The following is a 15489-nucleotide window of genomic DNA, read 5'->3' as shown; positions in this document are numbered from 1 at the left end:
AACTGCTACCACCTTTTCTTTTTGCGGTAAGTATTGCGCAACAAGCGGTCGGCAACAATCGCCGCAAGCATGCCGACAGCAGTGGTGAAAATGGTTGTGCCTACTATTTCCGTAGGATCTGCGGAGCCGGCAGAAGCCCGGATGCCAATAATCGTTGCAGGAATTAGGGTAATACAGGAAGTGTTTAGTCCCAGAAAAGTGCACATTGCTTCAGATGCTTCTTCGTTATTTTGATTTAATTTTTGCATTTCTTGCATGGCTTTTAAACCCAAAGGAGTGGCGGCATTGCCCAGGCCTAAAATATTGGCGCTGAGGTTCATCACAATTGCTCCCATGGCGGGATGATCTTTGGGAATGCTGGGAAATAAGAACCCGGTTAAAGGTTTGAAGATCCTGGCAACAAAATTAACAAATCCCGCTTCCTCCGCAATCTTTAGTAAACCTAGCCACAAAGCCATCAAACCGATTAGCTCAAAACCGATATTAACAGCTGCTTTGGCCGAATTCAGTGCAGCTGTGGTTATGACTTCAATTTTGCCGTTAAGAGCAGCTGTAAAGATCCCGGCCCCCAGTAAAATAAACCAGATCACGTTTACCAAGCCAATCCCCCCACTCTTAGTAAACTTATGTAAATCTGGTTTATTCTAGAACTAATCTGGATCTAAAAAAACACTTCTCTCGAAGTGTTTTTAAACGCCGCCTTGCAAATCATGGGTAATTTGTTCAATATTAGGTGCTTGTTTTTTGCTGAAAAATGATTGGATTTGTGAAATGACTTTCGGAGTTACATCAATCAAGCGATCGAAGATAGCGTTTCCGTCTACCGGTAAAAGCCTAATCTGATCATGGCCAACTACGAGAAAACCAACCGGTTGGACAGATACTCCTGCGCCACTGCCACCTCCGAAAGGCAATGATTTCTCATTTTCTTTACCATTAGCTGCTTCATATTCACCTCCACCTGCTACAAAACCGCACGACACTCTGGATACTGGGACAATTACGCTGCCGTCCGGAGTCTCTACCGGATCGCCAACCACTGTATTTACATCTACCATCTCTTTAATGCTTTCCATTGCCGTTTTCATTAGCGCTTCTATCGGATGATCGCTCATTGTGGTTGCCCCCTTTACATGTTATTAAGCCTAGAATCAATACCAATAATTTCAATCCTGCAAATATAATATTACCTAAGCGCACAGCAAATATGCACTTAAAGTTAACATCAAAGCACTTGGAGTTAAAAACGGGTTTTACTTCAAAAGACGGTTTGTTAAAGGCAACTCTTACATTATTATGGAGGTTATTAAAAACTAAATTTTTCAGATTCCACAGAAAACCTGTGGAAATAGCCGTTAGGGCAGCATCGGGCAAACCGATCGCTGTGTGCCACGTTAATTCCTCACAACTGATTGTCCTAAAAAAGTCACGATTGACTTTATTAATTTTTGCATAAATCTTCTTAAATTGAGTATAAATTACTTGCAGTGTTGGCCAAACATCGGAAAGCAGCTTAAGAGGCTTGCTTATTTCTACCTTATGTTCTTCCGTATTTCCCAGTGAATTTGGCATTTCAGTCTCCAAAGCAAACATCTTGTTCCCTATAATACTAAAATTTGAGTATACCGATGGGATTTCCAACCTGTACAGTTGCCAAACCGCTGTTAGTCGTAAACTGCAAATCAGCAGATCGTTCTCACGATCTTTGTGGTAAAATATTTCAAAAGTAAGAGGCAGCCAAAACAGCAGAACTGCGAAAGCTAGTAATGCAATTAAAATTGTCATCGAGGAACTGTGCTGACCTCCCCCTTTTCCACCTTTACCCAAGGTTATATTTCCCTTTTTTGCATTGGATATTCCATCCGCTGTAAAGCATTTGCCCCTTTCTGCTGTTATTTGCTAAACTATTCCCTTCTAAATATAAAAAATAACCACTGACAGTGGTTATTTTTTATATCATCGTTTTTTCACTTAGCAATTGTTCTCAATTCTTCAAAGTTAGGCAATTCCTGCAGGTTTTTTAGGCCAAAATAACATAGGAAATCGGTGGTTGTGCCATATAATATTGGTCTACCCGGTCCCTCTTTTCGTCCAACTTCTTGGACTAAATTACGTTCAATTAAATTATTCAGAACCCCGTCAACCTTAACCCCCCGGATCGATTCTATTTCTGCTCTGGTGATAGGTTGCTTATAAGCTATAATAGCTAAAGTTTCTAACGCTGCATGGGAAAGGTGGGTTGACTGCGGTTTATAAAGTTTTTCCACATAAGGCGCAAATTGCGGCTTGGTTGCTATACGATATCCCTCAGCAACTTCCACTAGCTGAATTCCATGGACCGGGTTTTCCAGTTCCAGCTTCAGCTCATTTAAAAGCAGCAGCACATCTTCTTCATTTAGTTCCGCCAATTCAGCCAATTTGGGGAGTGAAACGGGCTCTGACGCCATAAAAAGCAAACATTCGAGAATAGCCTTTTTATCTTCGCTAAACAACACGACCCTCTTCCTCCTGCCAAACTTTAGGGTAGATCCATAATGGTCCGTAACTTGAACTTTGGTTAACGGCTGCTTTTTGTAAACGTATAAGTTCCAGCAAAGCTAAAAAGGTTATTACTATTTCCAAACGCGATGTCCCAGGCGGAAAAAGATTTTGAAAAATAACTCCACCTTGCTCTCTTTCCAAGAGTTTACTGATATAATCCATTTTGTCGACAATTGTTATTTCTTCTTTGGAAATTTCATGAGTCTCTTCTTGAGGTGCCTCTGCCAATACTTTTTGCAATGCTCCAAGCAGATCGTTTAAATGTACGTTTTCCAGTGGATTGATCTGCTTAAGGGCCTTTTCCAGGATTTCCTGATCCAAAGGTCGAAAGAATACTTGTGCTTGCCTTACCTCTTTATTTTTTAATAAACTGGCAGCTTCTTTAAATTTCTGATACTCTACCAAACGCTGAACCAGTTCTTCCCTGGGGTCTTCCGGTTCTTCCCCTGCTTCTTCCGGTTCTGCAGCTTTGCGGGGTAAAAGCATTTTTGCTTTTATGGCCAACAAAGTGGCAGCCATCACTAAAAATTCACTTGCCACCTCAAGATCAAGCTGCTGCATCGCTGAGAGATAAGCTAAATACTGCTCTGTAATCTGGGCAATTGGGATGTCATAAATATCTAGTTTTTGCTTCTGGATTAAATGGAGGAGCAAATCTAAAGGACCTTCAAAAACATCTAAAGTAATATGATAGCTCAAAGCTCCTCACCTCAAAATTTATTGGACACCCATTGCTTCCCTGACCAATTGCATAGTTTCCCGTGCTTTCTTTCTTGCGCATTCTTCTCCTGCAGCTAAAATTTCTTTGACCAGTTGCGGTTTTGCAGCCAGTCCTTTCCTTTTTTCTCTAATGGGCATTAACGCTTCATTAATCTTGGCAGCCAGTTGCTTTTTGCATGCTACACAGCCAATAGCGCCACTGCGGCAGCTTTCGGTAATTTCTTCGATGCCACCGGTATTATATAATTTTTGGTAGATATGAACAGTACAAACTTCCGGATGCCCCGGATCAGTTTTGTGAATGCGCTGCGGATCCGTCACCATCTGTCTTACTTTAGCCGCAATTTCCTCTTCACTAGCGTCAATAGCAATTTCATTATGGTAGCTTTTAGACATCTTGCGTCCATCTACACCGGGAAGCCAAGCTATTTTAGCCAGCAAAGCCTGAGGTTCGGGAAACAGGTTTGTTTGGTAAAGAAAGTTAAACCTGCGGGCAATCTCCCTGCATAATTCCAGATGCGGCAGTTGATCTTCTCCGACTGGAACCGCATTAGCCCGGTAAACCAAAATATCTGCAGCCTGCAGCAGCGGGTAACCTAGAAATCCATAGGTAGAGATATCTTTCCCCTGCATGCCAAGCTGCTGGATTTGATCCTTATAAGTAGGAACCCTTTCCAACCAGGATAAAGGAGTGAACATCGAGAACAAAAGATGCAGTTCAGCGTGCTCCAGGATTCTGGATTGAATAAAGATCGTACTTTTTTCGGGATCAATGCCGACAGCTAACCAATCCAAAGCCATGTTCCAAACATTTTCTTTGATAAGTGAGGTGTCATCAAACGAGGTGGTTAGAGCATGCCAATCTACGATGGCAAAATTACATTCATACTCACTTTGTAATCTCACCCAGTTTTCCAGGACGCTTAAATGACCTATATGCAACTTGCCTGTTGGACGCATACCACTCAAAATGATACCTTTGCTCATTTTCAATCTCCTTTTCAGCTTTAGAATATTCCCCATCCTGCGGCTGTGGTCAGCAGCTGGATTACAAAATCTACCAACGGACCAATAAGCCTTCCTAATACACCCGTAGCCAGCAAAAGCAGCAAAATCATGGGGCCATATGCCTCCAAACGGTAAATGGCTGCGGCCTGACTGCGCGGCAATAATCCGGCCAGGATTTTTGAACCGTCCAGGGGTGGTAAAGGAACCAAGTTGAACACTGCCAGCATTGCATTATACCACATCAAATAATAGAAAAACATTCCCAGAATTCCGGAATGCAGACCTACTATTCTTACGGCAACCGTACTTAAATACGCGAGAATTAGATTCATCAGCGGTCCGGACAGGGCTACGTATAGCATTCCCTTTTGCCGGTCACCGCGAAAATGAAACGGGTTTACCTGTACAGGCTTGGCCCAACCAAAGCCTACCACCAGCAGCATCAATGCTCCCAAAGGATCCAAATGCTTAAGGGGATTCAGTGAAAGCCTACCTTCATTTTCAGGTGTTGGATCACCTAGAATTGCTGCGGTTTTTCCATGGGCAAACTCATGAAAAGTTATAGCCAATAAAATTGCCGGTATGCCTACTAAAATTTCGATCCAGCTATCGAAAAACATCCCACCACTCCCCAAAGCATTTTTTTACCGCTCAGTCTCGTCTTGCATTTCTATAGATTATATCATGTTTTCATAAACTACTTCAACAAAACCTGATTGTGCAAATATGCCGGGAGAGACGCTATAGGCAACACATCCTTTATAAAAATAAAAAAAGCGTGGGCAAAACGGGTACGCACACCTGATTGGCGCGCTAGCTTTGTCCACGCTGTGGTAAAATAGTTTGACAGCTTGACAAGTGTAGTGCGGAAACTTTTTCCTTGCTTTTTTTAACCCATTGAGGCAAATGACATAGTTTTTCCTTTTTGCAACCGTTCCGGAATAATGTGGTTCCTGAGCAAATCCTGATGGCTTTCTCTTTTAATGATCAAATCCGCATGGCCGTCGACAGCTAAAACTACCGCCGGTTTGCCAAGGGAATTATAGTTGCTAGCCATTGAGTATCCGTATGCTCCGGTGCAAGAAATTGCTAAAACATCTCCAGCCTCTGCCTTAGGGAGCATAATATCATGAATCAACATATCTCCGGACTCGCAGCATTTGCCCGTAATTGAAATCGTCTCTTCAGCTGGATGAGTGCATTTGTTGGCCAGGATGGCTTCGTATTTTGCCCCATAAAGGGCAGGTCTGATATTATCTGCCATTCCACCGTCTACGGCTACATACTTGCGAACGCCGGGGATCTCCTTGATCGAACCCACGGAGTAAAGCGTTGTTCCCGCAGGGCCCACAATGGAACGACCGGGCTCAACTATAATTTTAGGCATTGTTAAACCCAGGTGTTTTGCTTGTTCCTTGACAGTGTTCATAACAGTTTCAGCGTAAACCTTAATCTGGGCAGGAGTATCACCTTCTTTGTAATAAATGCCAAAGCCTCCCCCTAAATTTAGTTCTTCAGTTACAAAGTTCAGCTCTTTCTTGATGGTTTTCACAAAGCCCATCATGACTTGTGCTGCATGGCGATAAGATTCCATTTCAAAAATTTGTGAGCCAATATGGCAATGCAAACCCCGCAGCTTGATATTCTGCAAATTTATAGCTTCCCGCACAGCCTGCAGAGCTTGCCCGTTAGGTAAAGTAAACCCAAATTTAGAGTCAATTTGTCCTGTCTTAATAAATTCATGAGTATGGGCCTCAATACCAGGGGTTATCCGCAATAATATATCCGCCTTAACCTTGAAAAGTTCAGCCATTTTATCTAACATTTCTAACTCATAAAAATTATCAACCACTATCCGGCCAACCTTGGCCTCAAGGGCCATGGACAATTCCTGCGGGCTTTTGTTATTGCCATGAAAATATATCTTTCGGGCCGGAAAATCCGCCTGTAAGGCGGTATATAATTCCCCTCCCGAAACAACATCCAGTCCCAAGCCTTCTACCTCAATAATCTTACAAACAGCAGGACTGATAAAAGCCTTACTGGCATAAATAACTTCAGCATTCTGAAAACGTTCAACAAAATAATGGTAATATTGGCGACAGGTTTGCCGGAACAGAGCTTCATCCAAGACAACCAGGGGAGTGCCATATTCTTTAACTAATTCCACGGTGTCGCAGCCACCAATTTCTAAATGGCCTTGATTATTTATTTTCATCGTGCCATGTAATTTCATTTATATCGCCCCTTATTTAGTAAAATAAAAACGGCTATGAGCAACACCCATAGCCGCAAAAATTCGGTATGTGCCCACCTCTTTCCTGTACGTGAGATAGTGCTCCACCCGGTTTCCAGGATAAAACCGGGTGACAGTCCTGCATTTCTTAAATGCAGACCCAGCTCAACAGCCTGGGAAGCCATTGAACTTCGGCGAATGCCCCTTTCCTTATAATTCACCTTATTCCCATAATCCTTATAAGTACTCTTGACCCTTCGCGCCTCTACCTCACCTCACAGAGATGAGGTATTTTATTAAGTTATGTTATTGATATCATACCACCATAGGACAACTTTGTCAATAACAAATATTTATGCCTGCCCCGTAAGTCGTTCCACATTGGCTAGTTTCGACCATTTTCCACTACATTCTATAAACAAATAGTTTTCTGATTACCAGAAATCCTCTGAAATGTAACACCATGCCATCTTTTGTAATATACTAAACTAGGATTGTAATTAAGGAGGGAAACCATGGAAAAAGAATATCAAGCACCGGAGTATCACAATGAACACGAAAGTTACTCACCGCGGCTAAGATTAGCTGAAGCCTACATTCCTTACCAAAGATACGGCAGGATCTTTAACCCGCAGGAAGCCTTAGAGAAAGGAACACTTTTTCCAGAGCTATACAGGCCCTATCACAAACGGGAGGGGGTTTAATTGATGTACCGCGAACAAGTTCAAATGCTGCGGAGAATTCAAGAGCTTGAGTTTGTAGCAATTGAACTGACTTTGTATCTGGATACGCACCCTGGCGAAAGAGAACCTCTTGTCGAATATAATCGCGTAACTCAAGAGCTTAATGCTTTAAAAAGAACTTATGAAAACCGTTATGGACCTTTAACCGTTTATGGTTATTCACCCAGCCAATATCCATGGCGTTGGATAGAAGATCCTTGGCCTTGGGAATTCAGCTATTAAGGAGGGCTTGGAATGTGGGTCTATGAAAAAAAACTGGAATATCCTGTGCGCATTACTAAACCCGACGTACAAATGGCAAAATATTTGATTACCCAGTATGGCGGACCCGACGGGGAACTTTCTGCCTCTTTGCGTTACCTAAATCAACGCTACAGCATGCCTACCAACAGGGCAAAAGGTATCCTGACTGATATCGGTACTGAGGAATTAGCCCATATGGAAATAGTGGCGACCATGGTTTATCAGTTAATCAAAGATGCCCCTATCGAAGTTCTGAAAGAAGCGGGACTGGGAGGACATTACGCCCAACACGACAGGGCCCTCTTCTGGGTGGATGCTAACGGGGTGCCTTGGTCGGCCAAATATATAGCAGCTCTGGGCGATCCCGTAGCCGACCTGCATGAAGACATGGCCGCAGAACAAAAAGCCCGGGCAACTTATGAAAATTTAATCAATTTAACAGACGACCCCGGGGTTATCGACGCTTTAAGATTCTTACGGGAAAGGGAAGTAGTACATTTCCAGCGTTTCGGTGAAACACTGGTTCATGTGCAGGAGTACATGAACAGCAAAAAAGTTTTCTAACTGCCTTATTCTGTAATCAAAGGGACACACCTAAAAATCAAAGGGTGTGTCCTAAATTCTTCCGCCTGGCTGATACTTGATAAAAAATATAATAATGCAGACAGCTTTATATTTTCAAATAGAATGCTACTCCATCCTTTTCATTACAAGCCCATACTTTCGCATGATGAAGATTAGCAATGCGGTGTACAATAGTTAAACCAAGGCCAAATTCTCCATCAGAGCCTTTACGAAACTGGTCAAATAGCGTATCGGCCACTCCCGGTTCAAGTGGTGGGCCATCATTCCAAATTCTTACTAACGCTTTTGCCTTTTCATTCCCCGAAATCATTGCCAACGAAATTTCTACAGTGTTTTCCGCATAACGAATTTGATTGTCCAATAAATTTTCCATGGCTACAGTCCACTGTTCACGGTCTCCTTGAATCTCCACAGGTATCAGGTCTAATGCCCAATTTAAGTTGGGGCGACGCCAGCGCAACCGGTCAACTATTTCGTCTACCAGCTCTGCCAGATCTATATTATCCCGTACAGGCTCTTGTTTGGAAACGTAATCCAGTTTTGTCAGATACAAAAGATCATGAATACGTTTTTCTAGCCTTTCTGATTCATTATCTATAACCTCAACTGTACTTGGCAGATCCCCCTTTGGATAAATACCATCGCGTATTGCTTGCACGTAGCTGCGAATGACCATTACAGGAGTTTTTAGTTCATGGGAAATATGTTGCAAAAAAGAACGCTGTGTTTCATCATGCTGCAGAAGCTGAAGTCTCATGCGCTCAATAGATTCAGCCAGCCTCCCAATTTCATCCTTACGCTCTAACTGCAGGGGTTCATGCCAATCCCTCTCGGAGACACGCTTTACATACTTTTCCAGTGCCACAAGCGGTCTGGTCAGGTATCTGGCAAACCAAATAGAGGGTATCCAACTTAAAAGGAGCGCACCAACCATAATAAACATCAGTTGACTAAATAGCTTTTTTACCAGATCGTTGCGGTATGTCTCCCACATATAGGACAGCAGATAAGCATCATGTCCACTCACTTTTACCTTTCTAATAACATAAAATAACCTTCTCGTATTTACACTTTTGGAATAACGACCGGTATCACTTTTCTGAACAAAAGCTTCCTGTCTAAGCTGCTCTAACAAAGTTGGTTCCAAAAAGTTCGGGGAAAAAAGCCGGCCATCTGCAAAAAACATTACATGGTTAACCCTGCGCATGTTCCTAAATTGTTCGTTTCTTTCATTTGGAGGCATTTGTTGAAATAATTTGCCTGTCTCACCGTATTCCAGTAAGAGCGCTTGCGCATTTTCTATTGTAACGTATATTTCGCGAGTGAAAAAAATACGCAGTGTCCAAGGAATTAAGATAAGTGCTAAAATTAATAAGAGGCATAACGTAACCCCGAATACGATCCAGATTTGTATAGCCAGCGGACGGTTTTTCATTACGCTTTCACCAGTCTATAGCCATACCCATAGACAGTTTCTATGCGCAAATCCGGCATTTTTTTGCGCAGGCGCCGCACGAGGTCGTCTACAACCCGGTCCGTGCCAAAGTAATCCTCACCCCAGATATGGTTTAAAATTTGTTCCCGCAACAATGCTTGTCCTTGATTTTTAATAAAAAATAACATGAGGTCAAATTCCTTAGAAGTTAATTCAACTTTCTCATTTTGGATCGTAACAATTCTCCTGCTTTCATCAATTAGGTAAGGAGGATGTGAAAATACTTTTGTGCTGATACTGGTAACAGAAGTATTGTTATAGATGCGCTCCAACAGCTTACGGGTTCTGATGACCAGTTCCCTGGGCAAGAAAGGCTTAGGTAAGTAATCATCACACCCTTTCTCCAGGCCGATTACCCTGTCTAAGCCTGCATCCCGGGCGGAAATGAAGATTACCGGGATGTCGGGGGAAACTGCTTTAATTTCACTGATCAATTGGTAACCATCTACGTCCGGCAGCATAATGTCCAAAATCCATAGATGGGGCCGATCATAAATCACTTGTCTTGCCTCTTCCCCCGTTAAGAAAGTATGAACCTCCCATCCTTCCTTATTTAAATACGAGGCAAGCAGTGCATTCAAATTACCGTCGTCTTCAACTAAAAAAATACGATAAGACATCTCTATAACCTCCATGGCATTTGGCTTAGCTAAAGTATACCAAAAGGACGCGTCATACAACACGTCCCTTCTTTTCTCTCTCCACAATTCTTGCCTGTTTTAACTTCAGTCAGCCCTTAGCGCCTCTATGGGGCTTAGATTGGCAGCCTTGTTGGCCGGGTAGATACCAAAAAACACGCCAACCAGCAGGGAAAAGCCGAACGCAACTGCTATCACCTGGGGTGAAAATACGGTCGTTAATTGCGCAAATTTGCTGATCAGTCTGGTCAAGCCATACCCCAGAGCCAGACCTAAACCTCCGCCGGTCGCGCTGATGACTATAGCTTCTACGAGAAACTGCAGCATGATATCCCGCTTTTTTGCGCCCAGGGCTTTACAAATTCCTATTTCCCGGGTCCGTTCAGTTACGGAAACCAGCATGATGTTCATGATTCCTATTCCTCCAACCAAGAGGGAAATTCCGGCAATTCCTCCCAGCATCAGGGTTAAGGTACCAGTTACCTCTCCTACCGTTTCTAACATTTCAGCCTGGTTAAAAACCCGGTAAGCCTCCTCATCCCGGAAGCGGCGCTGCATAGTAGCCTCCAGAACAGCCACCACCCGGTCCACCTCTTCGGGGGACTGGGCTTGAATATATACAGTCCGGACCCCGGCGTTACGCAATAGTCTTTGGGCAGTGCTGATAGGTATAATCACCTTGTCGTCGTTCGAACCACCCATGCTGCCCCCTTTTTGTTGCAAAACGCCGATTACAGTAAAAGCTGAGCCATTTATCCTTATTTCCTGCCCCAGCGGGTTAGTCCCAGAAAAGAGTTCTTTTACTACATCGGTACCGACTACCGCCACTTTCTGCCGGTTCTCTACATCGGTAAATGTGAGGAAACGGCCCTGTTCCACAGGATGATTCCGTACCGAAGTATAGTCAGGGGTAGTGCCTTCCAGGGAGGTATCATAACTTGTATTGCCGTATTTCACCGTCACTTGGCCGTTCACCACCGGGGCCACAGCGCTGACGCCCGGTCTGTCAGCCAGCTCCATGGCTTCGTCATAAGTGATGCTGCTGACAGCCCCGCGTCCCCGGATATTTAAAGTTACCAGGTTGGAACCCATCCCTTGGACTTGTTCGGTAACTTGGCTTGTAGCCCCTTGTCCGATAGAAACCAGTGCAACTACGGAAAAAACGCCGATGATCACACCCAGCATAGTAAGAAAGGAGCGCAATTTATTGGCATAGATGGCTGCCAAAGCCAGCCGAACCGCTTGACCTAAGCCCATGAGCTCACTCCTTCCTCCTGGTCTACAATATGCCCGTCTTGAATTTTGACCTGACGCTGGGCTTGACGGGCCACCCCCTGGTCATGGGTTATGAGCACAATAGTTCTCCCCTGTGCATGAAGTTCCGTGAGCAGCTTCATCACGTCACGACCGGAAACACTGTCTAAGTTGCCGGTAGGTTCGTCGGCCAAAATGAGGGCAGGCTCTCCTACCAAAGCCCGGGCAATAGCAACCCGCTGCTGCTGACCGCCGGAAAGCTGGGTGGGCCGGTGAAACATCCGGTCCTTCAGCCCCACCCTGGCCAGCGCTTCCATCGCCCGTTTCCGGCGTTCCTTCCGTCCAATACCGCGATACACCAATGGGCGTTCCACATTTTCCAATGCAGATAAACGGGGCAGCAGGTTAAAACTTTGAAAGACAAAACCAATGTGCTTATTGCGCACTTCTGCCAGCTGGTTATCTGTTAACAGGCTAATTTCCTTGCCATTCAACCAATACTTTCCCGAACTAGGTACATCAAGACAGCCGAGAATGTTCATCAGCGTAGACTTTCCTGAGCCCGACGGGCCGATTATGGCAACAAACTCTCCCTGATCAACGGTAAGATCTATTCCTCTCAAAACTTCGACTGCCATTCCCCCCATTTTATAAACCTTAGTGAGCTCCTCAACCCGAATCATCGTCCTCCCCCCTGTTGGCGGTTTGAGCCTTGACTTCCCCCTTGTTGGCGGTTATAACCTTGGGGAGGCCCGCCGCCCATGCCGGGCATGAAGAACCCACCTTGTCTTTGGACATTGCTGCTGCCTGTGCTCTGTACTATAACCTCCTGACCTTCTTCTAAACCCTCGAGGATCTCCATCCGTGATGTATCATAGGCGCCTGTCTTAACTTGTACCGGACGGGATGTTCCCGCGTTATCCTTCTCCTCATTATCAGCCACTAACACGATGCTCCGGTTCCCCCGCTTCTGTACTGCTTCTATAGGGACTAACAGGGTATTTTGGCGATGGTCTACGATAATATCCGCGTTTACTGTCATACCAACTCTTAAGCCTTCCACGGGCTCAATGGCTATAGAAACATCAAAAGTAGCCACACCGCTTTCGCTGACACCCTGCGAAGCCACGCTCACCACCTGTCCGGAGAATTCTTTACCCTCTAAAGCATCTGCAGTAATTCTGACTTGCTGGCCGGGCTTAACTTTAGTTACATCTAACTCATCCACCGGAATAACTACTTTCATCCGGGAATTATCTACAATGGTACCGAGCACTGTACCCTGGTTCACGTCATCGCCTACACCGATTGCTTCCTCAGGCAGCACCACGATACCGCTTACAGGGGCCAGCACCTGGCTTTTTTGTGTCTGCTCCGTATGCTGGCGCAACTTCTCCTCCAAATCAATACGAGCTTGCTGGAGCTTCAATTCAGCGGTGGCAATCTGATCCGCAAGCTCGTCGGCGCGGTCCGGATCATTAATCTCCGCTAACAACTGACCGCTCTCAACGGTCTTTCCGCTGTCCACTTGCAGCCTCGTGATTTTCCCGGAAATAGGAGCACGCACGTCTACACCCTCAGGGTTAGCGAGAGCGACATCTTCCACTGCCCGCTGCTCTCCCGCCGGAGTAAAAACTGTGAGCTGGCCCAACATACCGGCATCAAGAGCACCGGGGTTGTCTAGCTCCACTTTAACATCGTAAAGGATAGAACCTGAGCTTCCAGGCTTGGAATAAGTGTCAACTTCTACTACCCTGGCCGGTACGGTGGAAAAGAATTCCGGCAAGAGCACCTCTGCCTTTTGGCCTATCTTAATATGTTTTACTTGCGCCGAATTGAATTTGCCTACTGCTTCCAACATGTTGCGATCCTGGATGGTCGCGATCACATTGTTCTTCTGCACCTGGTCGCCTTCCTTGACCAGCCAGGTTATCTCCCCGCTGCCCGGGGCTTTTACCGTTTGCTGCGTTTTTTCCTGGCGCAGTGTAGCCAACTCCCGCTCTTGAATGGCTATGTTCAGCCGTGCTTTCTCAATTTGCAGGCCCATATCCTCCACTTCCAGTTCAGCTAATACTTGACCTGCCTGGACCTGCTGCCCTTCTTTCATTTCATATCGGGTAATTGTACCGCTCATTTGAGTACGCACTTCCTCTGAAACAGCAGCCTCCACAGTGCCCGTACCGGAAACCTTTACCTCAAGATCCCCCCGTTCTACCCTCGCAGTCATTATCCGGGAAGACTGGGCAGTTGCTTTGCTCCTAGCTGAGAATAACCGCCAACCCAGGACAACACCAAATACAACTACTACCGCTATAAGAAGCCATATGCCTGTTTTTTTAGTCATTTGCATTTTTTATAACCCCCGCAGATGGAATTTTTGCCTTTGCCTCTCTTAGCCGCTGCCAATATTTTACGTTGCAAGTACGATTACAGAGTAAATTACAATTATGGGATAATTATCTTTAAATTTTGGGAAATTGTAAAAATTAGCACCGTGTGGATTAGGGGTTGCAAATGAAGTGAAAGGGGCGGTTGTAAACACGCCCCCCTTTACTGTCTCTGCAAATTATTTAGCTTTCCTGTTAGCTTCAAATTGAGCTTTCAATTCCCCTACGGAAATTCCTTTTTGCTTGGCAATTTCCTCCAGCTTAGCTTCGCGCTGTTGTTGCAATTGGGCCTTCAGTTCTTCTACCGTAATTCCTTTTTCCTTCGCCATTTCAGCCAGCTTTGCTTCTCGCTCTTGCTCAAGCTGAGCTTTCAGTTCCTCTACCGTGATCCCTTTTTCTTTGGCCAATTCCTCAAGATTTACTTTTCCTTTTCTGCCAAATCCCTTTTCTTTCATTTGCGCTTTTAATTCTTCTACCGTAATACCTTTTTCCTTCGCCATTTCAGCCAGCTTTGCTTCTCGCTCTTGCTCAAGCTGAGCTTTCAGTTCCTCTACCGTGATCCCTTTTTCCTTAGCTAATTCATCCAACCGTTGCATAAAAAAATATGCTTTCCCTGAAGGCTGCTGGGATTTTACCGAGGCTTGGGCTGCAAATGCAGACCCTATTGAGGAAACAACAAACATAGCACCCAAAGTGGCAACAGCTAATTTTTTCTTCATTGTCATAATAGATCATTCCTCCTTAATTTTTATATCTGGTGCTTACGAGATTAATTTAACCAAAAAGTTTCGAATGATTGTCAAGGAAATATGTAAAATTATGTGAAGTTAGCCGCTGTAGCTCATTGGTCCAGGAGCGTGGGTGCTACTAACAAAAAAACAGACAAAGTGCCGGCACCTGTTTATTCTATATTTATGCTTTTTACACCACTGGCTTTTTGCAATTCTTTGGTTAGACTTCCCACACTTTCCAAGTGAGGGGCCTCCACCAAAAGATGAATTATAATCTCATTGCCATCTAGATTTTCAATGTTGATTTTTTTGATACTGACGCCGTGATTAAAGAGTATGGAACCAATTTCCCCAATTTGCCCGATGACATCTTCAGCAAAAATATCTATGGAAAGGAAGGCTTTTTTTTGTACCAGGTGGTCTGTATATTTGGCAAGATCCAGGGATAAATAGATAATTAAAGTAGCCATTAAAGTAGGTATTACTATTCCTAGCCCAGTAAATAACCCTATAGCGGCTACACCCCACAGGCTGGCTGCTGTTGTTAGCCCGCGAATGGTAGACCCGGTTTTCAAAATAGCACCGGCTCCCAAAAAGCCAATCCCCGAAATAACCTGGGCTCCTACCCTGAGCGGATCCATGGTAGTCATGTGTTTATACTGATTAAAAAGGATTATGGAACCCAGCCCAATTAGTGCTGCGCTCACTGAAACCAGCATATGGGTACGTAAACCTGCGTAATGATGACTGCTTTCCCGTTCGTAACCAATGATACCACCTAAAATAGTAGCCAAAATCAATCGGCCCAGCATATCCAAATAAGAGATGGTCATCGGTCTCCCTCCTCGCCTAAACTTTCTATCCAGATTTGGGTAATATTATACCTTATAATACCAAATTTAAATAGC

At 44.5% G+C, this 15489-nt stretch carries 18 protein-coding genes and 1 riboswitch; of the genes, 3 read left to right on the top strand and 15 right to left on the bottom strand.

Features of this window, described 5'->3' with window-relative positions:
- Nucleotides 1–5 precede the first annotated feature (5 nt).
- The 8 genes from EYS13_RS03880 to lysA form a co-directional block, all read right to left on the bottom strand.
- The gene (locus EYS13_RS03880) at nucleotides 6–599 is read right to left on the bottom strand and encodes a nucleoside recognition domain-containing protein (RefSeq protein WP_423055298.1); all 594 of its coding nucleotides are present in this window, start codon (nucleotides 597–599) and stop codon (nucleotides 6–8) included.
- 90 nt (nucleotides 600–689) lie between these two features.
- Nucleotides 690–1115, bottom strand: a complete 426-nt coding sequence (gene ytfJ / locus EYS13_RS03875) for a GerW family sporulation protein (protein WP_227766115.1) — start codon at nucleotides 1113–1115, stop codon at nucleotides 690–692.
- Nucleotides 1063–1827, bottom strand: a complete 765-nt coding sequence (locus tag EYS13_RS03870) for a DUF2953 domain-containing protein (protein ID WP_227766113.1) — start codon at nucleotides 1825–1827, stop codon at nucleotides 1063–1065. The genes ytfJ and EYS13_RS03870 overlap by 53 nt, the downstream gene beginning before the upstream one ends.
- 140 nt (nucleotides 1828–1967) lie before the next feature.
- Nucleotides 1968–2495, bottom strand: coding sequence for an SMC-Scp complex subunit ScpB (gene scpB, locus EYS13_RS03865; RefSeq protein ID WP_227766112.1), 528 nt, complete (start codon nucleotides 2493–2495; stop codon nucleotides 1968–1970).
- Nucleotides 2485–3240, bottom strand: a complete 756-nt coding sequence (locus tag EYS13_RS03860) for a segregation and condensation protein A (RefSeq protein WP_227766111.1) — start codon at nucleotides 3238–3240, stop codon at nucleotides 2485–2487. The genes scpB and EYS13_RS03860 overlap by 11 nt, the downstream gene beginning before the upstream one ends.
- Before the next feature lie 18 nt (nucleotides 3241–3258).
- On the bottom strand, nucleotides 3259–4248 hold the full coding sequence (trpS, locus tag EYS13_RS03855; RefSeq protein WP_227766109.1) for a tryptophan--tRNA ligase: 990 nt from the start codon (nucleotides 4246–4248) through the stop codon (nucleotides 3259–3261).
- A gap of 20 nt (nucleotides 4249–4268) precedes the next feature.
- Complete coding sequence (locus EYS13_RS03850; RefSeq protein WP_227766107.1) at nucleotides 4269–4889, bottom strand: site-2 protease family protein; 621 nt, start codon at nucleotides 4887–4889, stop codon at nucleotides 4269–4271.
- Nucleotides 4890–5158: 269 nt separating this feature from the next.
- Nucleotides 5159–6505, bottom strand: a complete 1347-nt coding sequence (gene lysA / locus EYS13_RS03845; protein WP_227766106.1) for a diaminopimelate decarboxylase — start codon at nucleotides 6503–6505, stop codon at nucleotides 5159–5161.
- Between the two features lie 89 nt (nucleotides 6506–6594).
- A riboswitch (Lysine riboswitch) is annotated at nucleotides 6595–6781 on the bottom strand.
- A 239-nt stretch (nucleotides 6782–7020) separates the two neighbouring features.
- Between lysA and EYS13_RS03840 the strand changes: the two genes are divergently transcribed.
- Genes EYS13_RS03840 through EYS13_RS03830 form a run of 3 tightly spaced genes read left to right on the top strand, consistent with a single transcriptional unit; the run spans nucleotide 7021 to nucleotide 8055 of the window.
- On the top strand, nucleotides 7021–7209 hold the full coding sequence (locus EYS13_RS03840) for a spore coat associated protein CotJA (RefSeq protein ID WP_227766103.1): 189 nt from the start codon (nucleotides 7021–7023) through the stop codon (nucleotides 7207–7209).
- 3 nt (nucleotides 7210–7212) lie between these two features.
- The gene (locus tag EYS13_RS03835) at nucleotides 7213–7470 is read left to right on the top strand and encodes a spore coat protein CotJB (protein ID WP_227766101.1); all 258 of its coding nucleotides are present in this window, start codon (nucleotides 7213–7215) and stop codon (nucleotides 7468–7470) included.
- A gap of 12 nt (nucleotides 7471–7482) precedes the next feature.
- On the top strand, nucleotides 7483–8055 hold the full coding sequence (locus tag EYS13_RS03830) for a manganese catalase family protein (protein WP_227766100.1): 573 nt from the start codon (nucleotides 7483–7485) through the stop codon (nucleotides 8053–8055).
- Nucleotides 8056–8161: 106 nt separating this feature from the next.
- Here EYS13_RS03830 and EYS13_RS03825 read toward each other — a convergent pair whose 3' ends face one another.
- From EYS13_RS03825 to EYS13_RS03795, 7 genes are all read right to left on the bottom strand, one after another.
- Nucleotides 8162–9511, bottom strand: a complete 1350-nt coding sequence (locus EYS13_RS03825) for a sensor histidine kinase (RefSeq protein WP_227766099.1) — start codon at nucleotides 9509–9511, stop codon at nucleotides 8162–8164.
- On the bottom strand, nucleotides 9511–10191 hold the full coding sequence (locus EYS13_RS03820; RefSeq protein ID WP_227766097.1) for a response regulator transcription factor: 681 nt from the start codon (nucleotides 10189–10191) through the stop codon (nucleotides 9511–9513). The genes EYS13_RS03825 and EYS13_RS03820 overlap by 1 nt, the downstream gene beginning before the upstream one ends.
- A gap of 105 nt (nucleotides 10192–10296) precedes the next feature.
- Nucleotides 10297–11466, bottom strand: coding sequence for an ABC transporter permease (locus EYS13_RS03815; RefSeq protein WP_227766094.1), 1170 nt, complete (start codon nucleotides 11464–11466; stop codon nucleotides 10297–10299).
- Nucleotides 11457–12146, bottom strand: a complete 690-nt coding sequence (locus tag EYS13_RS03810) for an ABC transporter ATP-binding protein (RefSeq protein ID WP_227766093.1) — start codon at nucleotides 12144–12146, stop codon at nucleotides 11457–11459. The genes EYS13_RS03815 and EYS13_RS03810 overlap by 10 nt, the downstream gene beginning before the upstream one ends.
- Nucleotides 12143–13813: an efflux RND transporter periplasmic adaptor subunit gene (locus EYS13_RS03805; protein ID WP_227766091.1), complete on the bottom strand. Its 1671-nt coding sequence runs from the start codon at nucleotides 13811–13813 to the stop codon at nucleotides 12143–12145. Before EYS13_RS03805 ends, EYS13_RS03810 begins: the two co-directional genes overlap by 4 nt.
- Before the next feature lie 216 nt (nucleotides 13814–14029).
- Nucleotides 14030–14575: a hypothetical protein gene (locus tag EYS13_RS03800; protein ID WP_227766089.1), complete on the bottom strand. Its 546-nt coding sequence runs from the start codon at nucleotides 14573–14575 to the stop codon at nucleotides 14030–14032.
- A 176-nt stretch (nucleotides 14576–14751) separates the two neighbouring features.
- Nucleotides 14752–15414, bottom strand: a complete 663-nt coding sequence (locus tag EYS13_RS03795) for an MgtC/SapB family protein (protein ID WP_227766088.1) — start codon at nucleotides 15412–15414, stop codon at nucleotides 14752–14754.
- Between the last annotated feature and the right edge of the window lie 75 nt (nucleotides 15415–15489).

The sequence above is a fragment of the Zhaonella formicivorans genome (assembly GCF_004353525.1).
Lineage (GTDB): Bacteria > Bacillota > DUOV01 > DUOV01 > Zhaonellaceae > Zhaonella > Zhaonella formicivorans.
This window is presented reverse-complemented; position numbering and strand designations above follow the sequence as displayed.

Bases quoted from the DNA above. Each gene is read 5' to 3' on its own strand.
- EYS13_RS03815 (WP_227766094.1), bottom strand. From the start codon at position 11,466: ATGGGCTTAGGTCAAGCGGTTCGGCTGGCTTTGGCAGCCATCTATGCC.
- EYS13_RS03850 (WP_227766107.1), bottom strand. From the start codon at position 4,889: ATGTTTTTCGATAGCTGGATCGAAATTTTAGTAGGCATACCGGCAATT.
- EYS13_RS03800 (WP_227766089.1), bottom strand. From the start codon at position 14,575: ATGACAATGAAGAAAAAATTAGCTGTTGCCACTTTGGGTGCTATGTTT.
- EYS13_RS03835 (WP_227766101.1), top strand. From the start codon at position 7,213: ATGTACCGCGAACAAGTTCAAATGCTGCGGAGAATTCAAGAGCTTGAG.
- EYS13_RS03830 (WP_227766100.1), top strand. From the start codon at position 7,483: ATGTGGGTCTATGAAAAAAAACTGGAATATCCTGTGCGCATTACTAAA.
- EYS13_RS03805 (WP_227766091.1), bottom strand. From the start codon at position 13,813: ATGCAAATGACTAAAAAAACAGGCATATGGCTTCTTATAGCGGTAGTA.
- EYS13_RS03810 (WP_227766093.1), bottom strand. From the start codon at position 12,146: ATGATTCGGGTTGAGGAGCTCACTAAGGTTTATAAAATGGGGGGAATG.
- EYS13_RS03795 (WP_227766088.1), bottom strand. From the start codon at position 15,414: ATGACCATCTCTTATTTGGATATGCTGGGCCGATTGATTTTGGCTACT.
- EYS13_RS03840 (WP_227766103.1), top strand. From the start codon at position 7,021: ATGGAAAAAGAATATCAAGCACCGGAGTATCACAATGAACACGAAAGT.
- trpS (WP_227766109.1), bottom strand. From the start codon at position 4,248: ATGAGCAAAGGTATCATTTTGAGTGGTATGCGTCCAACAGGCAAGTTG.
- lysA (WP_227766106.1), bottom strand. From the start codon at position 6,505: ATGAAATTACATGGCACGATGAAAATAAATAATCAAGGCCATTTAGAA.
- EYS13_RS03820 (WP_227766097.1), bottom strand. From the start codon at position 10,191: ATGTCTTATCGTATTTTTTTAGTTGAAGACGACGGTAATTTGAATGCA.
- EYS13_RS03825 (WP_227766099.1), bottom strand. From the start codon at position 9,511: ATGAAAAACCGTCCGCTGGCTATACAAATCTGGATCGTATTCGGGGTT.
- ytfJ (WP_227766115.1), bottom strand. From the start codon at position 1,115: ATGAGCGATCATCCGATAGAAGCGCTAATGAAAACGGCAATGGAAAGC.